This window comes from Xanthomonas arboricola pv. juglandis (assembly GCF_905367715.1).
Classification (GTDB): Bacteria; Pseudomonadota; Gammaproteobacteria; order Xanthomonadales; family Xanthomonadaceae; genus Xanthomonas; species Xanthomonas arboricola.
This window is the reverse complement of sequence record NZ_HG999362.1, coordinates 2,007,994-2,030,949: the sequence shown is the minus strand read 5'-3', so window position 1 is coordinate 2,030,949 and position 22,956 is coordinate 2,007,994. Positions and strand designations below refer to the sequence as shown.

At 66.5% G+C, this 22,956-nt stretch carries 24 protein-coding genes; 14 read left to right on the top strand and 10 right to left on the bottom strand.

The features are described from left to right. Nucleotides 1-20 precede the first annotated feature (20 nt). The 8 genes from KHN93_RS08850 to KHN93_RS08815 are packed head-to-tail and all read right to left on the bottom strand — an operon-like array spanning nucleotide 21 to nucleotide 7,440. Nucleotides 21-1,154, bottom strand: a complete 1,134-nt coding sequence (locus KHN93_RS08850) for a hypothetical protein (protein WP_212579408.1) — start codon at nucleotides 1,152-1,154, stop codon at nucleotides 21-23. Further along, nucleotides 1,151-2,101 (bottom strand): glycosyltransferase, encoded by a 951-nt coding sequence (locus KHN93_RS08845; protein ID WP_212579407.1) that lies wholly within the window; start codon nucleotides 2,099-2,101, stop codon nucleotides 1,151-1,153. The genes KHN93_RS08850 and KHN93_RS08845 overlap by 4 nt, the downstream gene beginning before the upstream one ends. Next, nucleotides 2,098-3,351 (bottom strand): O-antigen translocase, encoded by a 1,254-nt coding sequence (locus KHN93_RS08840; protein WP_212579406.1) that lies wholly within the window; start codon nucleotides 3,349-3,351, stop codon nucleotides 2,098-2,100. The genes KHN93_RS08845 and KHN93_RS08840 overlap by 4 nt, the downstream gene beginning before the upstream one ends. After that, nucleotides 3,348-4,460, bottom strand: coding sequence for a DegT/DnrJ/EryC1/StrS family aminotransferase (locus KHN93_RS08835; RefSeq protein ID WP_212579405.1), 1,113 nt, complete (start codon nucleotides 4,458-4,460; stop codon nucleotides 3,348-3,350). Before KHN93_RS08835 ends, KHN93_RS08840 begins: the two co-directional genes overlap by 4 nt. After that, the gene (locus tag KHN93_RS08830; RefSeq protein WP_212579624.1) at nucleotides 4,460-5,371 is read right to left on the bottom strand and encodes a GNAT family N-acetyltransferase; all 912 of its coding nucleotides are present in this window, start codon (nucleotides 5,369-5,371) and stop codon (nucleotides 4,460-4,462) included. Before KHN93_RS08830 ends, KHN93_RS08835 begins: the two co-directional genes overlap by 1 nt. A gap of 7 nt (nucleotides 5,372-5,378) precedes the next feature. Then, the gene (locus tag KHN93_RS08825; RefSeq protein ID WP_212579404.1) at nucleotides 5,379-6,332 is read right to left on the bottom strand and encodes a glycoside hydrolase family protein; all 954 of its coding nucleotides are present in this window, start codon (nucleotides 6,330-6,332) and stop codon (nucleotides 5,379-5,381) included. 2 nt (nucleotides 6,333-6,334) lie between these two features. Next, nucleotides 6,335-7,006, bottom strand: coding sequence for an acetyltransferase (locus KHN93_RS08820; protein ID WP_212579403.1), 672 nt, complete (start codon nucleotides 7,004-7,006; stop codon nucleotides 6,335-6,337). Continuing rightward, complete coding sequence (locus KHN93_RS08815; protein ID WP_016902088.1) at nucleotides 7,003-7,440, bottom strand: sugar 3,4-ketoisomerase; 438 nt, start codon at nucleotides 7,438-7,440, stop codon at nucleotides 7,003-7,005. Before KHN93_RS08815 ends, KHN93_RS08820 begins: the two co-directional genes overlap by 4 nt. A 297-nt stretch (nucleotides 7,441-7,737) precedes the next feature. Here KHN93_RS08815 and KHN93_RS08810 point away from each other — a divergent pair, with 297 nt between their 5' ends. The 14 genes from KHN93_RS08810 (at nucleotide 7,738) to KHN93_RS08745 (ending at nucleotide 19,076) form a co-directional block, all read left to right on the top strand. Further along, nucleotides 7,738-8,352 (top strand): cytochrome b, encoded by a 615-nt coding sequence (locus tag KHN93_RS08810; RefSeq protein WP_016902089.1) that lies wholly within the window; start codon nucleotides 7,738-7,740, stop codon nucleotides 8,350-8,352. A 71-nt stretch (nucleotides 8,353-8,423) separates the two neighbouring features. Next, a complete protein-coding gene (locus tag KHN93_RS08805; RefSeq protein WP_212579402.1) occupies nucleotides 8,424-9,776 on the top strand; it encodes a cytochrome C in 1,353 nt (450 codons plus the stop codon). Nucleotides 9,777-9,800: 24 nt separating this feature from the next. Further along, the gene (locus KHN93_RS08800) at nucleotides 9,801-10,190 is read left to right on the top strand and encodes a c-type cytochrome (RefSeq protein ID WP_016902092.1); all 390 of its coding nucleotides are present in this window, start codon (nucleotides 9,801-9,803) and stop codon (nucleotides 10,188-10,190) included. A gap of 364 nt (nucleotides 10,191-10,554) precedes the next feature. Continuing rightward, on the top strand, nucleotides 10,555-11,244 hold the full coding sequence (locus KHN93_RS08795) for a TorF family putative porin (RefSeq protein ID WP_184230964.1): 690 nt from the start codon (nucleotides 10,555-10,557) through the stop codon (nucleotides 11,242-11,244). A gap of 63 nt (nucleotides 11,245-11,307) precedes the next feature. Then, entirely contained in the window at nucleotides 11,308-11,889 is a 582-nt protein-coding gene (locus KHN93_RS08790; RefSeq protein WP_104570471.1) for a sigma-70 family RNA polymerase sigma factor, read from the top strand. Continuing rightward, on the top strand, nucleotides 11,886-12,539 hold the full coding sequence (locus KHN93_RS08785) for a zf-HC2 domain-containing protein (protein WP_181143236.1): 654 nt from the start codon (nucleotides 11,886-11,888) through the stop codon (nucleotides 12,537-12,539). Before KHN93_RS08790 ends, KHN93_RS08785 begins: the two co-directional genes overlap by 4 nt. Next, nucleotides 12,536-13,846: a S8 family serine peptidase gene (locus KHN93_RS08780; protein WP_047125545.1), complete on the top strand. Its 1,311-nt coding sequence runs from the start codon at nucleotides 12,536-12,538 to the stop codon at nucleotides 13,844-13,846. Before KHN93_RS08785 ends, KHN93_RS08780 begins: the two co-directional genes overlap by 4 nt. Nucleotides 13,847-13,856: 10 nt before the next feature. Continuing rightward, nucleotides 13,857-14,615: a heme ABC transporter permease CcmC gene (gene ccmC, locus KHN93_RS08775; protein WP_047125546.1), complete on the top strand. Its 759-nt coding sequence runs from the start codon at nucleotides 13,857-13,859 to the stop codon at nucleotides 14,613-14,615. Beyond that, a complete protein-coding gene (gene ccmD / locus KHN93_RS08770; RefSeq protein ID WP_104570473.1) occupies nucleotides 14,612-14,821 on the top strand; it encodes a heme exporter protein CcmD in 210 nt (69 codons plus the stop codon). The genes ccmC and ccmD overlap by 4 nt, the downstream gene beginning before the upstream one ends. Next, nucleotides 14,818-15,288: a cytochrome c maturation protein CcmE gene (ccmE, locus tag KHN93_RS08765; RefSeq protein WP_039527891.1), complete on the top strand. Its 471-nt coding sequence runs from the start codon at nucleotides 14,818-14,820 to the stop codon at nucleotides 15,286-15,288. Before ccmD ends, ccmE begins: the two co-directional genes overlap by 4 nt. A gap of 62 nt (nucleotides 15,289-15,350) precedes the next feature. After that, the gene (locus KHN93_RS08760) at nucleotides 15,351-17,357 is read left to right on the top strand and encodes a heme lyase CcmF/NrfE family subunit (protein WP_212579401.1); all 2,007 of its coding nucleotides are present in this window, start codon (nucleotides 15,351-15,353) and stop codon (nucleotides 17,355-17,357) included. Next, nucleotides 17,354-17,896 carry a DsbE family thiol:disulfide interchange protein gene (locus tag KHN93_RS08755; protein WP_212579400.1) on the top strand — a complete coding sequence of 181 codons (543 nt, stop codon included), beginning with the start codon at nucleotides 17,354-17,356 and terminating at the stop codon, nucleotides 17,894-17,896. Before KHN93_RS08760 ends, KHN93_RS08755 begins: the two co-directional genes overlap by 4 nt. Continuing rightward, complete coding sequence (locus tag KHN93_RS08750) at nucleotides 17,896-18,378, top strand: cytochrome c-type biogenesis protein (RefSeq protein WP_065049067.1); 483 nt, start codon at nucleotides 17,896-17,898, stop codon at nucleotides 18,376-18,378. The genes KHN93_RS08755 and KHN93_RS08750 overlap by 1 nt, the downstream gene beginning before the upstream one ends. Then, nucleotides 18,372-19,076, top strand: a complete 705-nt coding sequence (locus KHN93_RS08745; RefSeq protein WP_212579399.1) for a tetratricopeptide repeat protein — start codon at nucleotides 18,372-18,374, stop codon at nucleotides 19,074-19,076. Before KHN93_RS08750 ends, KHN93_RS08745 begins: the two co-directional genes overlap by 7 nt. Before the next feature lie 96 nt (nucleotides 19,077-19,172). On the opposite strand, the gene KHN93_RS08740 is transcribed toward KHN93_RS08745, so the two are convergent. Together KHN93_RS08740 and KHN93_RS08735 are read right to left on the bottom strand one after the other, a co-directional pair. Continuing rightward, nucleotides 19,173-21,245: a PAS domain-containing protein gene (locus KHN93_RS08740; RefSeq protein ID WP_039527901.1), complete on the bottom strand. Its 2,073-nt coding sequence runs from the start codon at nucleotides 21,243-21,245 to the stop codon at nucleotides 19,173-19,175. Beyond that, nucleotides 21,232-22,746 (bottom strand): ATPase domain-containing protein, encoded by a 1,515-nt coding sequence (locus KHN93_RS08735; protein ID WP_212579398.1) that lies wholly within the window; start codon nucleotides 22,744-22,746, stop codon nucleotides 21,232-21,234. Before KHN93_RS08735 ends, KHN93_RS08740 begins: the two co-directional genes overlap by 14 nt. Between the last annotated feature and the right edge of the window lie 210 nt (nucleotides 22,747-22,956).

The window sequence follows — 22,956 nt, the reverse complement described above, 5'->3', positions numbered from 1 at the left end:
TGAAGCGAAGCGGCCGCGCATTACGCAGCAGCGGTGGGTACGGCATTGCGGGTAGGCAACAGCACCGTGCAGGCATGCAACACCAGGCACAGCGCGATGAAGCCGAAATTGGTCCAGGTGAAGGCCTGCGGCGCGAACGGCGACATCAGGCAGGCATACGCGATGCGCAGGAAGATCAGCACATGGAAGATCGACAGCGAGCGGTTGAGCAGGCGCACGCTCCACACCAGCCCTGCATACAACGTCAGCAGCGCCAGCAACGCACCCGGCGCGCCCCAGGCCATCAGGAACGGGAAGAATTCGGTCCCCACATTGATGTTGGGCGCGTCCAGCGGAATGCTGGTGCCGGCGGTGGCGATCGAGCCACTGAACGGCACCAGCTGATTGACTAGGAAACTGGCGTTGACATAGCCCTTGGCCAGGATTGCGCCGAAGTTGTACGGCCCGGCGCTGATGTACAGCAGCAACCACTGCACGCCCTGCGGCATGGCGCGATACAAGGCACTGAATGGCAAGGCGACCGTGACCAGCGAGCCGGAACGCAGTGCGCCGAGGATGGAAAACACTCCGCCACCGGCCAGCACCAGCAGGCCGATGGTCTTCCACGGCAGGCGACGTGCCGGATCGCGGCGCAACAGCATCACCAGCACGAACGAAAACAGCCCGGCAAAGATGCGGTTGCGGTCGATCACCACGATCGGAAACACGAACCCCAGTGTCAGCATCGCCGCGCGCAGCCCGCGATGGCGCACGCACAGCAGCGCGATCGGCGGCAGGATCCAGCACATGTTGGAGATGTGCCGCACATGCGCGCGCAGCGGACTCAAGGTCGCATACGAGGACGGATCGCTGAACAGCGGAATCGGAAACAGCGCCACATCCACGATGCAGAACAGCGTCACCACCGCCGCCAGCGTCATCACCAGGAACGCATCACGGGTGCCGGCGTAACGGTAGGCGCGAAAGCGCTCCACCGCAGGCAACTGCACGCGCAGCACGGCATCCAGCACGCAGGTCGCGGCGGCGGCGGCGGCCAGCAGCGCGATGCCGTCCGCATAGTCGCCGGGCAAGCTGTAAGTCAGAAGCGTCAGCGCGCAACTGAGCAGCATCGGCAGTGCTAGATAAGTCGCCGGCCGGCGTAGCAGCGTGCTCATGCCGATTTCACCGTGCTGCGCGCCGACCTGGGTCGCCACCTGGCCGGCAGCGACATCCAGGCATAGGCGAGCAGATGCCCGATAACCCGGTGCGGCCGGCGCTGCAGGAACGCCACCTTTGCGGCGATGTAGTGCGACTGCGCGTGCAGCAGGCTGCGCTCGGGCGCATCGAACAATTCCGCACAGCGCCGTGCCACCTGACGCGACTCGCTCAGGTTGGCGATGCGCGCGCGCACGTCCACGGTTTTGCTGAGATTGTGGCCATGCAACCGGTACGCGCACACCGGCACGTCGACAAAACCCAGCGCATCACGCGCGGCCAGACGCAGGAAAAAATCCCAGTCTTCGATCCGCAACGACTCGTCCCAGCCGGCGCGCGCATCGAAGGCACTGCGGCGCAGCAGCGCCACCGCGCCGCCGACCGCCCACTGCTGGATCACCGCGCGGCGGATGCCGGACGCGGAGCGGTACAGGTCCACATCCACCCGATGCAGGTCGCGCATGGCGCTACCGTGCAGCAGCTGCCCATGCTGGTCGACCACACAGGCATCGCCGATCACCGCCAGTTTCTGCGGATGCGCACGCAGGTAGCGCACCTGTGCATCCAGCCCGCCGGCCAGCAGATAATCATCGCTTGCGCCCAGCCGCAGGTACTCGCCGCGCGCACGCAGCGCCAGCTCGTTGAGTGTGGCCGCCACCCCGCGATTGGCGCGCTGCACGAACTGCACCGGCAGCCGGTGGCCATGGCTGGCGATCCACTGCGCAATCTTCTCGCCGGTCGCATCGCTGGAACCATCGTCGATGATGACCAGTTCCTTGCACGGGTACGGGTCCTCCAGCACGCTGTCCAGACAGCGTTGCACGAAGCGTTCGTGGTTGAAGGCCGGGATCAGCACCGATACCAGCGGCCAGCGTGCACGCCCGAGGGGTTGGGTGGAATCGCTCATGCCGGCTGCACCAGATAGCGCCGCACCACCACGATATTGAACAGCAGATACAGCACGTAGTTGGCGACGAAGGCATACATCGCACCGATCAGCCCCCATTGCGCGGTGAACAGATACACCAGCGCCAGATAGCTGGCGGCAAACACGCATTCGGAGATCACGAACAGCCGCGTCATCGCCTTGGCCAGCATCACGTACGACAGCACGAAGGCGGCGATCTTGATCACATCGCCCAGCAGCTGCGGGGCATACAGCGGGGTGGCCTGGGCAAACCGGGCGTCGAACAGCAGCCAGGTCAGCCAATCGCGACACAGGTAGACGCCCAGCGCCATCACGATCACCGCCGGCAGCACATGGCGATACGCGGCACGCAGCTCGCGCCCGAGCGCTGCGCGCTCCTGCAGCGATGCCAGCTTGGGCAGGTAATACACGTTGATCGCGGTCGTGAAGAACAGCAGATACGCATCCGACACCCGGCTCACCGCCTGCCAGTACCCCACCTGCTGCCAGCCGAACTGCAGCGCCAGATGGTCGCGCACCAGCATGGCCACCAGCTGCGGCACCAGCGTGGAGGTCAGCGTCATCACCGAGAACGTCGCCAGCCTGCGCGTCATCTGCGCATCGAAGCGCATGCGCAACATCTCGCGTCGAAAATAACCGCTGCGCCGCAGCGCCGGCACGCCGGCCAGCAACCACAGCACCTGACCCAGTACCAGCGCCAGCAAGGCGCCCTGCAGCTGTGTCCGGCTGGACAGCCATGCCACCAGTACCGTGCTCAGCACCGCACCGCTGACCTGCACGAATGCCAGGCGGCGCACGTCCATGAAGCCGTTGATCACCGCCAGGATGTAGTTGACCAGTGCGATGCCCAGCTGCGCCACCGCCACCACGCAGATCAGCGGCCGGTACGCCGCATCGCCGAGCAGGCGCTCGGCGATGGCGCCACTGAACAGCAACGCCAGTGCCGCCATCACGCAGGCCGCGCAGAACGCGTACCACAGCGCCGCGCTGAGCAGACGTGCCAGCGCAGCCGCGTCGTCGCGGTACTCGGCCACGTACTTGACGATGCCGGCACTGATGCCGCCGCCTGCCAGCACCGCCAGCACCGACATCAGATTGAGGAACTGGCCCAGCCGGCCGACCCCCTGCGGGCCGGCGTAGACCGCCACCACTTTCACCACCACCAGCGCGGCCAGCAGCTTGGCCAGCGTCGCAACGCCGGTGTAGGCGCTGCTGCGCACGACATTCATGCGGGGGCGCCAAACGACTGGCATGCTGCAATCACGCGCGCAACCGACGCATCGTCCAGCGCCGGCCCCATCGGCAGGCTCAGCACTTCACGGTGCAGCCGCTCGCTCACCGGCAGGCAGGCATCGCCCAAGGTGGTGTAGGCCGGCTGCCGATGCGGCGGCACCGGGTAATGGATCTGGGTATGGATGCCCGAGCGCAGCAGATGCGCCTGCAAGGCATCGCGCTGGGCGCTGCGCACCACGAACAGATGCCAGACGTGCTGCGCTTCGGCCACCACCGTCGGCAGCGTGATCAGGGGATTGTCGATGCCGTGCAGGTAGCGTTGCGCCACTGCGCGGCGACGGGCGATCTCATCGTCCAGATAGCCCAGCTTGACCCGCAGGAACGCCGCCTGCATCTCGTCCAGCCGCGAATTCACGCCCTGGCAGAGATGGTGATACTTCACCTGCGAACCGTAGTTGCGCAGCGCACGGATGCGCTCGGCCAGGCGCGCATCCGAGGTCACTATTGCGCCGCCGTCGCCGAGTGCGCCCAGGTTCTTGGTCGGGAAAAAACTGAACGCTGCCGCATCGCCAAAGGCGCCGGCACGTCGCCCGTTCGCACTGGCACCATGCGCCTGCGCGGCATCTTCGATCAGCAGCAGCCCGTAGCGATGCGCCAGCGTCTGTAGTGCCGCCACATCCACCAACTGCCCGTACAGATGCACCGCCATGATGGCCCGCGTGCGCGGGCCGATCGCCTTCTCCACGCTGGCCGGGTCGATGTTGAAGGTCGCAGGGTCCGGCTCCACCGGTACCAGCACCAGGTGGTTCTGACTGATCGCAAGAAAGGTGGCGATGAAGGTATTGGCGGGCACGATGATTTCGTCGCCCTCGCGCAATACGCCCAGCTCGCGATAGCCGCGCAGGATCAGCGACAACGCATCCAGCCCGTTACCCACACCCACCGTCTGCGCGGCGCCGCAGTAGCTGGCGAATTCTTCCTCGAAGGCGGCCAGCTCCTGACCAAGCACATACCAGCCGGCATCGATCACCCGCGCCGCAGCCAGCTTCAGCTCCTCCGCATACCGCGCATTGACCGCGCGCAAATCCAAGAACGGCACATCCATTACAGCATCCACCGATAAAAATCCTGTACCACGGCGCGTGCGCCGAAACGTTCTTTTTGTTCGACCAGACCGTCGTTGAGCACCTGGCCGGCCTGCTCGGTCGAGATACCGAAGCTGAAGTAATGGCGCTGCTCATACACCTGGGTGATCAGCTCGGCCAGCAGCAGGCTCAGTGCATCCAGCTGGCGACCGCGCGCGGACACCGCCAGATACTGGGTATGCACACTGCGACCGAAATCCAGCACCAGCGCTGCCGCCAACAGCTCCCCCTCGGCTCGCGCCTCATGCAGCACGATCTGCTGCGGAAACCGGCGTTGCAGCAATTGCAGCTCGTCCAGCCGATGGGTCGGCGCCACGTGGTGGCGCTGCAACACCTCGGTCAGCAGGGCATGAAATTCATCGAGTCGGGTGCCGACCTGGATCTGCATACCGGCCTTGCGCGCCTTGCCCAGCGAGCGTCGACGTTCGGCGCTGAACGCAAATGGCTCGCGCAATGCGATCGCCGAGGACAGATCGCGCCGGTACAGCTGCGCGCCTACGCGATGCAGGGCATACAGGTCTTCTTCGGCCGGATATGCGTGAAAGATATGCGGCACCGGCTTGTACACAAGCTCGCGCACGCCACGCGCGCGATAGTGCGCGGCGATCTGTTCGAACACCTGCAAGGTCGCACCCGCGCGCAGGGCCGTGGACGACAGCAGGCCCGCATAGGTCAGGCCGGCGTGGCTGCTGACACAGTCGCCCTCCACATTCGCCGGCAATACCGCCGCCACCTCGCCACCGCGCTCGATCAGCAACGATGCGTCCACGAAGCGGTCGGCGTGATAGTCCATGTAGCCGCGCCGATGCAACACGTTGCCATTGCGCGAGGACGCCACCAAGGCATCCCAGGCAGGCGCATCGCCGGGCAGATACGGCCTAACCGAAAACATGGTGCCCCTGCAGGCCCGGCGGCAACGCGGCATCGGCCAGGCCGAAGCCGGCCTGCCCCATCGCATTGCCGTTGTAGAACATCAACACCCGATCATGCTGCTGGATCAAGGCCGGGTAACAGAGTGTCTGCGCATCCCAGCCCTGCTCGGACAGCTGCAGCCCCAGCTGACTGTCATCGCGCTGCCACTGCACACCGTCGCGACTGGATGCGAAACCCGGGAAATAACCGCCGTGCGTATCGCCGCGGGTGAAATACATCAGATAGCGATCACCCAGGCGATACACGCGCGGACGGCCGATACGGTATTCGTCGCCCTGCGGACACAGGCACACCACATCGTCGGCAGGGATATGGCGCAGATCGTCGGTCTCCGCATAGCGGATGTGGTAGCGCGGATACGGCTGGCCGCCGATGGTTTCCCAATCGTCGCCCACCGCGTACCACAGCCGCCACCGCCCATCCTCGAAACGTGCCGAATGCACCGCGGCAATCGTGCTGCGCCCGGGCGCGCGATCCAGCAGCGGTGTGTCCTGCAAGCGTTGGAAACGCTCGCCACCATCGCGGGACAGCGCAAGCCCGGTGAAGGCCAGGAACTTGGCCTTGGCCACGCGCTGGAAGCCGACATAGAACATGTACAGCCCATCCGGCCCGGCCACCACATCGCCGAGAATCATGCCGTTGTCGTCGAAACAGCCAGCGCGGCCGATGTCCAGCACCGGCTGCGAGCTGACACCGACGATCTGCGTCGGTGCGTCGGCGCGCACGTCCACATAGCCGATCCGGCTCACGCCCTGCGCATCGCGAAATCCCGCATAGACACGCAGCACCTGCGCAGACAACCGGTAGGGCGTCGGCGTCAGCGCGGCGTGCTGCATCCAGCCGCCCACACCATCGCGTGCGATGTCGAAGACCAGGCCGCGCTTGGTCCATGCAAACATGCTCACAGCTCCACGTCGAAGCTGGATCTGCCGGCCACCGCGCGCGCCGGCGAGCCGACGTAGACACGCTCGGCATCGGTATGCCGGGTGACCAGCGCACCGGCGCCGATGATGTTGTCGGCGGCGATGCGCACCTTGTCGCTGAGCGTGGCGTTGACACCGATGAAGCTGCCGCACCCGATCTCGCAATAGCCGGAAATCACCGCATGCGAGGCGATGAAGACATTGTCCTGCACCACGGTACGGTGGCCGATATGGTTGCCGCTCCACAGGATGCAGTTGTCGCCGATCCGGGTGAACGGCTGGATCACGTTGCCTTCGAACAGGAAGCAGTTGGCGCCGATCTGCGCATTGCGCCAGACGAACGCACGCGAGCTGACATAGCTGGCGCAGCGATAGCCACGCCGCAGCATGTCCTGGAAAAAGCGCGTCCGCAGGCGATTGAGCTGCGTGGCCGGGATGGCGACGAAGACCTCGTACTGTTCGGGCGGATAGCGCTGCTCGAGCTCTTCGTAGGCCACCACCGGCAACTCGGCCAGCGTGGGCCGCAGCAGGAAGTCGCGCTCCACGCTGAAGGCCACCACGGTGTAGTCGCTGTCGTGCTGAAAATACTCGCAGGCGATCTGCGCAAATTCGCCTGCGCCCACGATCACCAAGGGCTTGTGCACGCTCATGCTTCCAACCTGCGTGCGTCCAGACCGCTGCCAGCGCGCACTTCGCTGAGGAACTGGTCGTAATCAAGAATGTAGTCGGCGGGATCGTAGAACTGGTCGGCCAGCACCATCAGCACGCAGTCGGGGCTGAAGCGATGCAGGTCGCGCCACACCATGCGGCCGAGCAGCAGGCCCTGCGATGGATCGTCCAGCACCACTTCCTGCTGGCCGTGGCCGTCGCCCTGATCCAGCAGGATCGTCACCGAGCCATGCAAGGCCACGGCCAGCTGGTTGAGCCGGCGGTGTGCATGCTGTCCGCGATGGACGCCGTTGCGGGTGCCGAACAGGTAATACACACGACGTATCTCGAACGGGACATTGCGCTGCTGCTCCAACGAGATGAGCAGCCCGCGATCGTCGCCGTGGGTATGCAACTGGATGCGTTCGATGGCCATGATCGGAAGGGCGTAACCGCTGACTGCACGTAGTGCGACATGCCTGAGTGCGCCGGCATGCGCGAAAGGTTGCGCGGCGTCACGGCGCTGCGAACCCGTGTGCGCGCAAGCGCAGTCGCTGTCGCCAACCCCGTGGCCAGGCACGTCATCACTGCACGGCGATGCAACCTTTCAGCGGCCGCGCCGCACATATCGGTGCACGTTCACGTGGCCGCAGCTCGGCCGGCGTGGGGAGCCAGGCCTGGCAGCGCACCGCGCACTGCCGGATCCAACGACACCAGCGCAGGACACCGATCGATGAGTTCATCCCCCCACGCGCCCGATGCGGTTGCAGCCGACAGTGCCAGTGCGCTGCCAGAGCAGGCCGCACTGCCGGCGCGCGTCATCCCGCTGCCCAGACCGATGCGCGTATTGCATTGGCTGACAGTGTTCTGCCTGGCCATGGCAGCCACGCTGATCCTGCTGCGCGCCGAGCTGGAAGGACGCGCCCTGCGGCAGTGGCTGATGGAAGGCCATCGCCACTTCGGTTTGATGGTGCTGCTGCTGTTCGTCCTGCGGGTGGGCCTGCGCATCCGCCTGCGCGCGTTGCCGCCCGGCCCGCCATCGCCGCTGCCGATGCGGCTGGCTGCAGGCGCCACCCACCTCGCGCTGTACGGCTTGATGGTCGCCCTGCCGCTGATCGGTTGGTCGTTGAGCAACGCCTACGCCAAACCGGTCTATCTGTTCGGACTGACGCTGCCCAATCTGGTTGCGCCGGATGAAGACCTGGCCGACACCCTGAGCACCTGGCACTTGAATGCCGCCTGGGTGTTGCTGGCCTTGGTGATCGCGCATATCGGCGCCGCCCTCTGGCATCACCTGGTGTTGCGCGATGGCCTGCTGCACCGCGTGCTGCCGGGAAAACGCCGATGAGCTCCATCGTGTTGCCCGCCGTCCCCCGCTCCCGCAGCGCCGACCCCCGTACCGTCGAACAAGGACTTTCCATGCCTACTCCCCAGCCCGCTCCGCGTCGCACCCCTGCCACGCGCACCGCTTCCCTGACCTCCTTGTTGTGCGTGTCCGGCCCGTTGCTGCTGCTGGCCAGCACCCAGGCGCAGGCGATTCCCTCGTTCGCACGCCAGACCGGTTCGTCGTGCGCGGACTGCCATGTCGGCTCCTACGGTCCGTCGCTGACGCCGTACGGCATGCGCTTCAAGCTCGGCGGCTTCACCGATACCGACGGCAACGGCACCAAGATCCCGGCCTCCGGCCAGGTCACCTGGACCCGGCGCAATCCCAGCCGCGGCGACAGCAGCGCACGCATCAACGAAGCGGACCTGTATCTGGCCGGACGGGTCAACGACCACGTCGGCGGTTACTCCAAGATCCGCTCCAACAACGGCGGCAACGACACCTTCAACACCCAGCTGGACGATGTGGATCTGCGCTTTGTCAGCAAGCCGTTCCAGCTGGCCGGCAAGGACGCAATGGTCGGCGTCAGCATCAACAACAATCCCGGCGTGTCCGACCCGATCCAGGTGCTGCCCAATGCATCGACGTTGAGCCCGGTGTCCAATGCCGGCTCGGCCAGCATGCTCAGTTCGTCCTCGCTCTCCAACCGCGTGATCGGCGCCACCGTGTACGGCCTGTTCGACCGCAACTGGTACGGCGAAGTCGGCAGCTACAGCGCGCTGTCCACCGACGCGCAGGACCACCTGGGCTGGAACCCCAACGGCGACCCGGGCAGGCTCAGCGACACCGGCTATGCGCGCTTTGCCTACATGAAGGACATGAAGCGGCAGTTCTTCTCGGCCGGCCTGACCGCCATGACCACGCGCCGCCAGCGGCTGCGCAGCGGCGGCCCCAGCGATGACCTCACCGATCTGGGCTACGACCTGACTTATCAGTTCCTCGGCACCCGCGAGCACGTACTGTCGCTGGCCTACGTCAACATCTACGAGCGCCGCAAATACGGCAGCCCGCTGCTGCCGACCGACCCGAGCATGTCCCCGCGCGATCGCGGCAGCGTGCGCGATCAGAACATCAGCATGAACTACGCGTTCAAGCAGACCTACGGCGTGCTGGCGGCGCATCTGATCAACAGCGGCTCGTTCGATGTGGCGCGCTATCAGCCCTACGGCATCCCCGACACCACCGCCAATCTGATCCTGCTGTACTGGACCCCGTTCGGCAAGGAAGGCACCTACACCACCAATGCCAACGTGCGGTTCGCGGCCACCTGGTTCCGCTTCGACAAGTTCAACGGCAGCACCACCAATGTGTTCGGTGGCGGCATTCCGATCACCAACCCGCGCGATCTCGACAGTTTCGCGCTGTCGGTCAATGTCTCGTTCTGATCCCCCACACGCGTAAGGACCCCCATGAAGTCATTCCACCAGACCCTGTTGTGTGCCCCGCTGGCCGGCCTGCTGCTGGCCGGCGCCCTGCTTGCCCCACCTGCGCACGCGGCCGACGGCAAAGGCGTTTTCATGACCGAATGCGCCGAATGCCACAGCGCCGCCCAGGGCAAGAACAAGAAGGGCCCGTCGATGTTCGGCGTGGCCGGGCGCCCGGCCGCCAGCCTGGCCGACTACAGCAATTACTCCGATGCGCTCAAGGCCAGCAAGTGGCAGTGGACGCCTGCTCAGCTCAAGACCTATCTGTCGCAGTCCTCCTCCAAGGCCTTGCCGGGCACCAAGATGAAGTACGAAGGCCTGGAAGATCAAAAGGAACTCGACGCGCTGATCGCCTACCTCAACACCCTGCACTGATCGCCACCGGCGTGCTGGCGCCAGCGCTGCCGGTTGGCATCCGGAAGCGCGATCGCCGGCGCATACCGGCACAGGTGCGCGTTGCCTGTGCCGGTTCCTTCGCGTATACGGACGGAACAACCGCCGTCGCAGCGGTCTCGTCTTGCGTGATGGGTCACTATCGCGCCCCTGTTCCATGTAGACGCCTACCCCATTGCCGAATGCCTTGACTGCCAGGCCTTACCCGCTCCGGACGCGACGCAGCTGCGCCTGCGACGGGCAGCCGTGGCTCGCGAGCGGCCACTGGGCGGGCCGGCGACGCTGCCACACGCCCCGGGGCACGCCGCACTGCCGGCACGCGCAGGCCGCACGGCGACGCGCCGCGTTGCGCCACTGCCTGCTGCTGGCCCTGGTGTTGGGCCCAGGCAACGCCATCGCCGGCACGGTCGGCGGCGCGGTGGCGGTGACCTCGCAGTTGATCGACCGCGGCATCTCGATCGCGCCCAACAAGGCCACCCTGCAGACCGCCGGCTACTGGCTGCCTGCACCGGGCTGGTCGATGTCGGCGTCGGTCGCGCTGCAATCGCCCTCGCTAAGCAGGCCGGTGGCGGTGACCGCCCAGGCCGCACGCGCCTGGATGCTGGGCGACCGCTGGCAGATACAGGCCAGCGCGCTGTATTACGGCTACCCCACCAATCAGGCCACGCGCACCTTCGACCGCCAGGAGGCCAGCCTGGCCTGGTCCTATCGCGACGTGCTGACCTTCTCGGTGTCGACCTTCAATTTCCCGCGCGCCGACCAGTCGCCGTGGAATGTCGCCATCGACGTCACCGCCAATATCCCGCTGCGCGACGACCTCAGCCTGACGGTCGGGGCCGGCTCGTCACGTTTCCCGGCGATGGCCTACGGCGCCGCCCGGTCCGGCCGCTATCAGTATGGGCAATTCGGCCTGCGCTGGAGTCGGGACCGATGGACGCTGAAGCTGGAACGCATCGTCACCAGCGACAACACCCCACGCCTGCAGGGCGGCCCCGGCGAAACGCCCTGGCTGGGCACCGCGTCGGTCACCTTCTGATCCCCACGCAACCTTTTGCCCGCCCGCGGGCACTGACATGCGTCCTAAGCCGTGCCTGCCTCGATGAATGATTCCGACCCCCTGGGTGATGCCACCGATCGCATGCTGCTGCGCCGCATGGCGGCGGGCGATCGCGCCGCGTTGTCCACCATGTACACCAGCTATCACGGCCGGCTGTGCCGCTTCCTGTCGCGCCTGACCCGGCGCCCGGACATCATCGAGGAAGCCATCAACGACTGTTTCTGGATCGCCTGGCAGAAGGCCGGCGACTTCCGCGGCGATTCGCAGGTTTCGACCTGGATCATGGGCATTGCCTACCGCTGCGGCCTCAAATGCCTGCGCCAGCATGACGGCGAGGCCATCGACGATACCGCGGTGGTGGAAGACCACGCCCCCAGCGCCGACGACAACGACGACCGCGAGCTGCGCGACTGGCTCGACAAGGGCATGGAACGGCTGTCGCCGGACCAGCGCCTGGTGATCGAACTGGTCTACGGCGTCGGCCACAAGCTGGAAGAAGTGGCCGAGATCATGCAGTGCCCGGTAGGCACCATCAAGGCCCGGCTGTTCCATGCGCGGGTCAAATTACGCAATGTGCTGCCCGGTCTGGCCGGCGGCGCCCCCTATACGGAGACCATGCAATGAAGACGTTTTTCATCGCGCCTGGCAAGGAATGCTCGCACGCCTGGGAACTGATGCCCGCGGTCCTGCTCGACAGCGCCACCGAGGAAGAGAACACCTGGCTGATTGCGCACGTGGCCAAGTGCGCCTCGTGCAGTGCCGAGTTCGCCCAGCAGAACCGCCTGCGCCAGGCGCTGGCGCTGCCGTCTGTGGTAAAGCTGGACGCCAACGCCGGCCTGCAGCGCCTGCTCGGCCGCCTGGACGCGCCGGAGCAGGCCAGCGCGCCCGCGCCGCCGCCAGCGCGCCGCTCCGGTAGCTGGACGGTGCGCGCGTTGGCGGCCGCGGCGCTGGTGCAGGCAATCGGCCTGGGCGTCATGGGCGTCAGGCTGGCCGCGCCCGCGCCCTCGCACGACTACCGCACGCTCAGTAGCGCCACCGCCCAGCCGGTGCCGCAAGGCGCCATCCGGGTGGTGCCGGACGCCAAGATGACCGTGGCCGACTGGGACCGCCTGCTGCATGCACAGCAGTTGCAGGTAATCGGCGGGCCCAACGAGATGGGCGCCTACACCGTGGTGCCGGCCCAGCCGCAACCGCCGGTCCAGTCGCAGCAGACCGTGCAGCAACTGCGCGCCAACCCGGGCATCCGCATGGCCGAGATCGTGTCCGCACCATGAAGCGCCTGCTTGCCATCGGCATCATCGCCGCCTGCATCTGCCTTGGCCCGCAGGCCGCCGCGCAGGAGCCGGCGCCCGTCGCCGCCAGCGCCAGCACGCCACCGGCGGCCGATGCGCATACGCCCGACAGCAGCCGCGACATCCTGCTGGCGGTGGCCAACCCGCTCAGCGCACCACCGGCCCGCGCCGGGTCCAGCCTGATCGGCTACGCCTCCAGTTATTACGGCGCCGGTCAGAAGGCCGCCGTGCGCATGGAAGCACTCAAGCAGCGCTACAAGCTGCGCGAAGTCTCCGGCTGGCCGATCACCTCGCTGGGCCTGTATTGCGCCGTGCTGCAGCCGCCGCCGGGAGTGTCGCGCGACGAACTGGTCAGCGCGCTGGCCGACGACGACGGCGTGGAGCTGGTGCAACCGGTGCAGGATTTCTCGGTGTTTTCCGCCGACGCATCGGAAAAGACCACCGCGCTGTCCGGCTACAACGACCCCTATGTGGATCTGCAACGCGGCTTCATCGCCACCGATGCGGCCAGCGCGCAGACCGTCACCCAGGGCCGCGGCGTGGTGGTGGCGGTGGTCGATACCGGCGTGGACACCACGCATGCCGACCTGAAGGCGCGCATCCGCGACGTGCACGACCTGGTTGACGACTCGCCGGTGATGACCAGCAGCGACTCGCACGGCACCGAGGTGGCCGGCATCATCGCCGCCGGCAGCAACAACCATCAAGGCATCGTCGGCATGGCGCCCAAGGCCATGCTGAGCATCTACAAGGCCTGCTGGTATGCGCCCACGGTCGGCGCCACCGCACGCTGCAACACCTTCACCCTGGCCAAGGCGCTGGCGGCGATCAACAACAGCTCCGCGCGCGTGATCAACCTGAGCCTGGGCGGCCCGGCCGACCCGCTGCTGAGCAAGATGCTGCAGCACCTGGTGCAGCAGGGCCGCATCGTGGTCGCCGCGATGCCGCCCAACGGCCGGCTGGACGGCTTTCCCAACGATGTGCCGGGCGTGCTGGTGGTGCGCAGCAGCAGCCCCACCGCGGCCATGCCCGGCGTGCTCAGCGCCCCCGGCAAGGACATCCTGACCACCCAGCCGAACGGCCGCTACGACTTCACCTCCGGCTCGTCGATGGCCACCGCGCATGTCAGCGGCGTGGTCGCGCTGCTGTTGTCGCTGTCGCCGTCGCTGGACGCCACCTCATTGCGCGAGCTGATGCAGCGCACCAGCAAGCTCTCCGACGGCCAGTTGCAGGTCAACGCCGGCGCCGCCGTGCAGGCGCTGGCGCCTCCCGCCAGACATTCCAACTGACGACACCGGCATGGCCAAGTGGATTCCCTTGTGGCTGCACAGACTCAGCTCGCCGCCGACTTTCTATCGCGTGGCCGGACGCGTGCGTCCGTGGGCCTTGGGCCTGGCGCTATTGCTTGGTGCGGTAGCCGCCTACGGTGGGCTGGTGCTGGCGCCGCCGGATTACCAGCAGCACGATGCCTACCGCATCATCTTCATCCACGTGCCCAGCGCCTGGATGAGTCTTTTCATCTACGCGGCGATGGGCGTGTCCGCGTTCATCGCACTGGTATGGCGGATCAAGCTGGCCGAGGTGGTGACCATGGCCTCGGCGCCGATCGGCGCGGCCTTCACCTTCATCACCTTGTGCACCGGCTCACTGTGGGGCAAGCCGATGTGGGGCACCTGGTGGACCTGGGATGCGCGGCTGACCTCCGAGTTGCTGCTGCTGTTCCTGTATCTGGGCGTGCTCGGCCTGTACCACGCGGTGGAAGACCGCCGTCAGGCGATGCGTGCGGCCGGCTTGCTTGCATTGGTGGGCCTGGTGAATCTGCCGATCGTGCATTACTCGGTGGTGTGGTGGAACACGTTGCACCAGGGCTCCACCGTGCGCCTGCTCGGCCCCTCCACGATGAGCGCGGACATGCTGTGGCCGCTGCTGACCATGACGCTGGCGACCAAGTGCTATTACCTGGCCAGCCTGTTCGGCCGCGTGCGCGTGGACCTGCTCGCTCTGGAAAGCGGCAAGAACTGGGCGCGCCGCATCGTGCTGACGGAGCGCACCGCATGACGACCCTGCTGGCGATGGGCGGTTACGGGCAATACGTGTGGACCGCATACGCGCTGTTCGTACTGGTGCTGCTGGCCGACCTGGCATCGCCATGGTTACGTCGCCGCCGCCTGCCGCGCGAGCTGCGCAGCCAGCTGCAACGGCAAACGCCGCGGCGCACGCGCGAGCTGTCGGCAACGGCGCCGCTGGAGCGTGACGCCCCATGAACGCCACCCGCAAGCAACGCCTGTGGCTGGTGATCGGCGCACTCGCCGCTGCGGCATTGGCGGTCACGCTGATCGTGCTCGCGCTGCAGCGGAACATGAGCTACCTGTTCACGCCCAGCCAGGTGCATGCCGGCGAAGCGGCCAGCTACCGGCAATTCCGCCTCGGCGGCATGGTCAAGGCCGGCTCGATCCAGCGCGCCACCGACAGCCTCACCGTCCACTTCACCGTGATCGACAAGCATGCCGCGACGCAGGTCGAGTACACCGGCATTCTTCCGGACCTGTTCCGCGACAACCAGTCGGTGATCGCCAACGGGCGCATGCAGGGCGGGCGCTTCGTCGCCAACGAAGTGCTGGCCAAGCACGACGAAACCTATATGCCGAAAGAACTGAAGGACGCGATGGCCGAAGGCCATGTCGGCAAGCCGATTCCCGCCGCCGCGGTGCCGCTGTCTGCGCCGCGCTGATGCGGCGCGCAGGCTGTTCCTTCCCTCGATGATTCCTCTTCGCTGCACGATGCGATTCGCCCATGACGCCTGAACTCGGCCAGATCGCACTGATCCTGGCGTTACTGCTCTCGCTCGCCCAGGGCGTGCTGCCGCTGATCGGCGCCTGGCGCGGCAATGGCGCGTTGATGGGCCTTGCGCGGCCTGCCGCGGTCGGTCAGGCGCTGTTTGTGTGGATGGCGTTCGGCCTGCTCGCCTGGTCGCTGCTGTCGCTGGATTTTTCGGTGCGCTATGTCGCCGACAACGCCAACATCGCCCTGCCCTGGTACTACCGCTTTGCCGCGGTGTGGGGCGCGCACGAAGGCTCGTTGCTGCTGTGGATCGCGATCCTGTCGACCTGGACGCTGTTGCTGGCCGCCTTCAGCCGGCATCTGCCGCAGCATTTTGCCGCGCGCGTGCTGGCGGTGCTGGGGCTGGTGTCGGTGGGCTTTCTCGCCTTCATCCTGCTGACCTCCAATCCGTTCGCGCGGCTGTCGCCGATTCCGCTGGATGGCAACGAACTCAATCCGGTGCTGCAGGACCCGGGCATGACCTTCCACCCGCCGGTGCTGTACACCGGCTATGTCGGCTTCTCGGTGGCGTTTGCGTTCGCGGTGGCGGCCTTGCTGGGTGGCGAACTGGAACAGGCCTGGGTGCGCTGGGCGCGGCCGTGGACCAATGTGGCCTGGGCCTGCCTCACCGCCGGCATCGTCGCCGGCAGCTGGTGGGCGTATGCGGAACTGGGCTGGGGCGGCTGGTGGTTCTGGGACCCGGTGGAAAACGCCAGCTTCATGCCATGGCTGGTCGGCACCGCGCTGATCCACACCCAGGCGGTCACCGAAAAACGCGGCAGCCTGCGCGCCTGGACCATCCTGCTGTCGATCCTGGCGTTCTCGCTGTCGTTGCTGGGCACCTTCCTGGTGCGCTCGGGCGTGCTGACCTCGGTGCACGCCTTCGCCGCCGATCCGCGCCGTGGCCTGTACATCCTGATCTTCCTGATCGCCGTGGTCGGTGGCTCGTTGCTGCTGTATGCGCTGCGCGCGCCCCGGATCGCTATCGGCAAACCGTTCGCCGCCGCCTCGCGCGAGACCGCGATCCTGATCGGCAACCTGCTGCTCACCGTGGCGGCGGCAATGGTGCTGCTGGGCACCTTGTTTCCGCTGGTGGCCGATGCCTTCGGACTGGGCAAGGTGTCGGTGGGGCCGCCCTACTTCGGTTTGCTGTTCCCGCTGCTGATGTTGCCGGTGATGCTGTTGCTGCCGTTCGGCCCTTATCTGCGCTGGGGCAAGGCAGAGGCGGCGCCGCTGCAGGCACTGGGCACGCGCGCCGGCATCGCCGCGGTCGCCTGTGCGCTGGTCGGCAGCCTGTTTGCCGAGGGCCAACCCAGGGCGATCGCCGGCATCGGCGTCGCCGCATGGGTGGCGGCCGGCACAGCGCTGTACATGTACAAGCGCTGGCGCGAGATGCCGCGCGGCCGGCGGTTTCCGGCGGAAATGGCCGGCATGCTGCTCGCGCACGCGGGCGTGGCGGTGTTCGTGGCCGGCGTGCTGGTGTCGGAAAGCCTGTCGGTCGAACGCGACGTGCGGCTGTCGCCCGGGCAGACCGCCGAGATCGCCGGTTACGCCTTCCGCTTCGACGGCGTGCAGCTGATCGACGGGCCGAACTGGAAGGCCGAACAAGGCAGCGTGCAGGTCAGCCGCGATGGCCAGCTGGTCGCGCAGCTGCATCCGCAAAAACGCCTGTACAGCAGCGAGCGCATCCAGACCGAATCGGCGATCGACCCCGGTATCACCCGTGATCTGTATGTCGCGCTCGGCGAGCCGCTGGACGATCAACACATCGAGTACGACTGGACGCTGCGGCTGTACTACAAACCCTTCATCCGCTGGATCTGGGCCGGCGGCCTGCTGATGATGCTGGGCGGCTTCGTCAGCGCCTGTGCCCGCCGGTTTCGTGCGCCGGCGCTCGCCACGACGGCGGCACCGGCACCGGCACCGGCACCGGCACCGGCACACGGCACCAGTGTCACTGCGCAGGAATCGCACGCATGAACCGTCTGCTGCCCTTGCTGGGTTTTTTGTTGCTGGCGGCGCTGTTCGGCTTCGGCATCTACTGGACGATGCAGCACAACCCGCGCGATGTGCCCTCGCCGTTGATCGGCAAGCCGGCACCGGCGTTCTCGCTGCCGCGGCTGGATCGGCCCGAGCAACGCGTCAGCCGCGATCAGCTGCTGGGCAAGCCTTACGTCCTCAATGTCTTCGGCAGCTGGTGCGCCGAATGCGTGCACGAACATCCGGTGCTGATGGCGCAGGCCAGCCGGCTCGGGGTGGCGTTGATCGGCTACAACTACAAGGACGCGCCTGCCGACGCCACGGCCTGGCTTGCGCAGTACGGCAATCCGTATGCGTTGGTGATTGCCGATGAAGCCGGCCAGACCGCGATCGATTTCGGTGTCTATGGCGCACCGGAGAGTTTCCTGATCGATGCGCAAGGCGTGATCCGCTACAAGCACATTGGCGTGCTCACGCCCGCGGTCATCAACGACGAATTGCTGCCCGCCATCGCCGCACTGCCCGGGGGCACGCAGTGATGGCGGCACGCTGGGTTTGGCGCTGGTACTGGCGCATGCACGGCCGGCAACTGCGTCTGCTGCTGGTGCTGCTGCTGGGCGTGCTGCTTGCACCGCCGCTGGCGGCGCAGGCGGTGGACCCGCTGCCGTTCAAGAACCGCAGCGACGAAGCGCGTTATCAGCGTCTGACCGCGCAGTTGCGCTGCCTGGTGTGCCAGAACGAGAACCTGGCCGACTCCAATGCCGAGCTTGCGCGCGATCTGCGCCACCAGGTGTTCGCGCAGTTGCAGGCCGGCAGAAGCGATGCGCAGATCAAGCAGTACATGGTCGATCGCTATTCGGACTTCGTGCTGTACGACCCGCCGGTCAAGCGCGGCACCTGGCTGCTGTGGTTCGGTCCGTTGCTGCTGCTGGGTGCCGGTGCGGGCGTGGTGATCCATACCGTGCGCAAACGCGCGCGCGCCGGTACGCCGGTGGCGCCGCAACCGGAGGAAGAATGGTGATGACCGGTTTCTATGTCGCAAGCGCCGCGCTGGTGGTCGTCGCCTTGCTGTTCGTGTTGGTGCCATTGCTGCGCCAGCCAACGCGCAGGGGCAATGCACGCTACAGCCTGCCGATTGTGCTGGTGCTCGGCTTGCCGATCGCCACGGCCGGCTTGTATCGGCTGGTCGGCGCGCCGGATGCGATCGCACGGCGTGTGTATGCGACGGCGCAACCGGCAGACGCGCCTGCCGCCGCCGCGGGTGAGCAAGCCCGGGCCGCAGAGGCCAACGCCGACGCTGCGCAGGAGCAGGCGCTGGAGTCGTGGATGCAGCAAGCCAGGACCCACGAGCAGGACAACCGCCCCGCCGATGCGCGTGAGGCCTATGCGCAAGCGCTCAAAATCGCGCCGGATCTCAGCGCCGCCATCGTCGGCTGGGTGGCCGCGGACATGGCCAAGCGCAGCGATTTCGCCATCGACGCCAATTCACGCAGGCGCATGCAACAGGTGGTCGCACGCGAGCCGGATCATCAACGCGGGCTGTGGCTACTGGGCATCAGCGACTTTCAGCAGCAGGACTACCGCGCTGCCAGCGAGCACTGGCGGCATCTGCATGGCTTGCTCGCCGCCGGCTCGCCGATGCAGAAGGCGGTGGCCGACAAGATCGCCGTGGCCGAGTCGCTGGCCAGCGCGCGGCAATCCGGGCGCGCAGCGCCCTGACGCCAACCTCAGGCTGCATCCCTCATCAAAGACGCCCCGGTGCCAGCCGACGGCAGCGCCGTTGTGGTGTCAGGCGCGATTGACCGCGCAACGCCATCAGGCCGACGGCCCCAACACCTCGTGCAGCTTTCCGCTGAACTCGCCCAGCGTAAACGGCTTGGCAATCATGCTCATGCCGTCGGCAAGAAACTCGCCGCGATCGCGCGCGGTTTCCGCATAGCCGGTCATGAAGATCACCGGCAGATCCCGCCGCGACTGCCGCGCAATCTCCGCCAACTGGCGCCCGTTGAGTCCGGGCAGGCCCACATCGGTCACCAGCAGATCGATGCGCCGTTGTGAAGCCAGGATCGGCAGCGCGGCATCGGCGTCGGCCACCACATCGGCCTCATAGCCCAACTCGTTGAGCAGCTCGGTCACCAGCAGCCGTACCTGTTCGTCGTCTTCCACCACCAGCACCTGCTGGCCGCGCCCGGCCACCACGGCACCGGCTTGCGGTTGCGGCGACAGCGCCTGCGGATGGAGACCGGCAGGCAGATACAGGCTCACCGTGGTGCCCTTGCCCAGCTCGGACTCCACCCACACCTGCCCGTTGGACTGCTGCATGAAGCCGTAGATCATCGACATGCCCAGGCCGGTGCCCTGCCCGATCGGCTTGGTGGTGTAGAACGGTTCGAACACACGCTCCAGCACATCGGCCGGCATGCCGGCGCCGCTGTCGGTCACCGACACCACCGCGTAATTGCCCGGCGCCAGCGTCACCCCGCGCCCGAGTTCCAGCGGCTGCGCTTGGACCTGCAACTGCCGGGTGGCGATGCGTAGCTGCCCGCCATCGGGCATCGCATCGCGAGCATTGATCGCCAGGTTGAGCAGCGCGCTTTCTAGCTGGTTTTCGTCGACATACGCCTGCGGCAGGTCGGCCTGCAGATCGGTTTCCAGGTGCACCGATTCGCCCAGCGTGCGCGCCAGCAATTCCTGCAGCGACACCACCAGGTCGTTCAGATGCAGATGCCGCGCTTCCAGCGATTGCCGGCGCGAAAACGCCAGCAGCCGTTGCGTCAGTGCGGCCGCGCGCAGGGCCGACGCCGACGCCACATCCAGAAAGCGACCCAGCCCTTCGGTGCGACCCTGGTCGATGCGCAGGCGCGCCAGATCCAGCGCCGACAGGATGCCGGTCAGCATGTTGTTGAAGTCATGTGCGATGCCGCCGGTGAGCTGGCCCACCGCTTCCATCTTCTGCGCCTGGCGCAATGCCGCCTCGCTGGACTCGCGTGCCAGCATCTGCTGCTGCAGCTCAGCGGTGCGCTCGGCCACCTTGACCTCGAGCAGGCTGGCCTGCTGCTGGATCGATTCCAGCGCCAGCGCGCGCGCGGTGATGTCGGTGGCAAATACATGAAAGCCGTCCACCTTGCCGTCCGCATCCAGGCGCGGCATGTAGCGGATCTCCGCATCACGCCGGCGTCCGTCGGCGTGCGGCCAGCTGGCCTCCACCGTCAACGCCCGCCCGGCCAGTGCGGCCTCGATCCAGGCGCGGCGCTGCTGCACCACCGCCGGCCCCACCACATCCACCATCGGGCGCCCGATCACCTCGGCAGGCGGGATGCCGATCCAGTCTTCATACGAGCGGTTGGCGAAGCGGTACACCAGATCCTTGTCGATGAAGGCAATCAGCACCGGCAGCGCATCGGTGACGCGGCGCAGCTCGGCCTCGCTCGACATCAATGCCATTTTGCTTTCGGCCAACTGCTCCATCTGGTCACGGATCACGAACTGCTTCTGGCGCGAGCGCAAAGCAGTGGAAATCGCGCTCAACAACGAAGACGAACTCAGCGGCCGTTCCAGCTCGATGACATTGGTGACTTCCGCCGGCAGCGTGGCCTGGCGCCCGTTATGGGTGCCGCGCGGTGCACGCAGCAGCACGAACGGAATATCCGACCAGGCGGCCTGGCTCTGCAGGATGCGCGAAAGCTGCTGCAGATCGCCGCCGACCGCTTCCTCGGTCAGCACCACCACGCCGGAGGCATCGAGCAGGTCGCTGGCCAGCGCAGCCAGCGAGCCGTACACCCGGCGCGTCAGTCCGCGCTGGCCGACGATGCCGGCAATGCTCTCCGCATCGCGGCCGAACGGCGCGATGATGTGGACGATGGACCCATCCGGGTCACAGGTAGTCAAGTGGACGATCCAGCAACGGCGTATCGTCCCCAACGAGATGCGGAGTACCGGTCAGCACGCCGTGGAATTTCTCCAGCGGCTCGCTCAGATGGATACCGCCCGTCCCGATGCGCAGCTCGCGGATCGAATCCTCGTGCGCGCCACTGCGGTTCTTGATCACCGACAAGGCCTTGCGGATGCGCCCTTGCGCCTCGAAGAAGCGGAACAGGATGACGGTGTCGGCCATGTAGGAGATGTTGAGGTTGCCGGTGGACATCGTGCCGACCAGGCCATGCTGCGGATTGACCAGGAACGTGGTCACACCGCTCTGGTTGAGGTAGGACAGCAGCTCGTGCATCTGCAGCATCAGCTGCTTTTCCTGCGGCATCGAGGTGAGATAGCCGTTGAGGCTGTCGATCACCAGCACGCGGCAGTTGCGCTGTTCCACGCTGGCGCGCACCGCCCAGGCGAACTCGCCCGGGGTCAGCTCGGCCGGATCCATCTGATGCAGTTCCAGCAGGCCCGCGTCCAGATACTTGCGCAGATCCATGCCCAGGCTCTCGGCACGCGTCAGCAAGGTGCCGGTGCGCTCGTCGAATTCCAGGATGCAGCAATGCTCGCCGCGCTCGCAGGCAGCGGTCACGTATTGCAGCGCGATATTGGTCTTGCCCGAACCGGCAGGCCCGGTCAGCAGCGTGCTGGTACCGCGCAGCGGCCCCCCATGCAGCAGCGCATCGACACGCGCCACGCCACTGGACACGGCATCGCCAATGAACGGCACATGGTGATCGGAGGCGATCAGCCGCGGAAAGATCCGCATGCCGCCGGTGGTGATGGTGAGGTCGTGGTAGCCGGCGATGAAATCCACACCGCGCAATTTCTGCACCTGCATGCGCCGCCGCGCCGCACCGAAATCCAGCGTCATGCGTTCCAGCGAAATCACCCCGTGGCACAGGCTGTGCAGATGCGCATCGCGTTCGCCGTTCTCGCCGGTGAGGTCGTCGACCAGGAACACGGTGATGTTGCGCGGTGCAAAGAACTGCTTGAGCGCCAGCACCTGACGCCGGTAGCGCAGCGAATCCTGCGCCAGCAGGCGCAACTCGGACAGCGAGTCGAACACCACACGCGTCGGCTTGACCCGGTCCACCTCGGACTGGATCAGCTTGATGGTGCCATCCAGCTCCATTTCCCACGGATGCAGGATGGACTGCTGGCGTCCATCGCCCAGAAACGCCTCGGCCGATGCCAGCTCGAAGATATGCAGCGCCTCCAGCGACCAATTGTGCGAGGCGGCCACTTCGTTGAGCTCGTCGATGGTTTCCGACAAGGTCACGTACAGGCAGCTCTCGCCCTTTGCAGCGCCATCGAGCAGGAACTGCAGCGACGCGGTGGTCTTGCCCGAGCCCGGCTGGCCCTCCAGCAGGTACAGGCGGTTGGGCGGCAGGCCGCCGCGCAGGATGGTGTCAAGCCCCGTCGTACCAGTCGTAATGCGGTTTGCGATCATCGGCTTCAGATTTTCCATAGGTTTAAATTTATCACGGGCGCATCACTGACCGCTGCGCACCAATTAATGGATCAGCTTGCTTGGCGCGAGCTGAGCGCCCGCGATACCGGTAGCGTGCTGTGACCTGCGGCGCGCTTTATGACAGTTCCGACACGTTCGTCACGCGCGTGGGCCTAGCGTTACGCCTGAAGTGCATCGCATGGTTACGATCGCTCGAGGACATCGGTG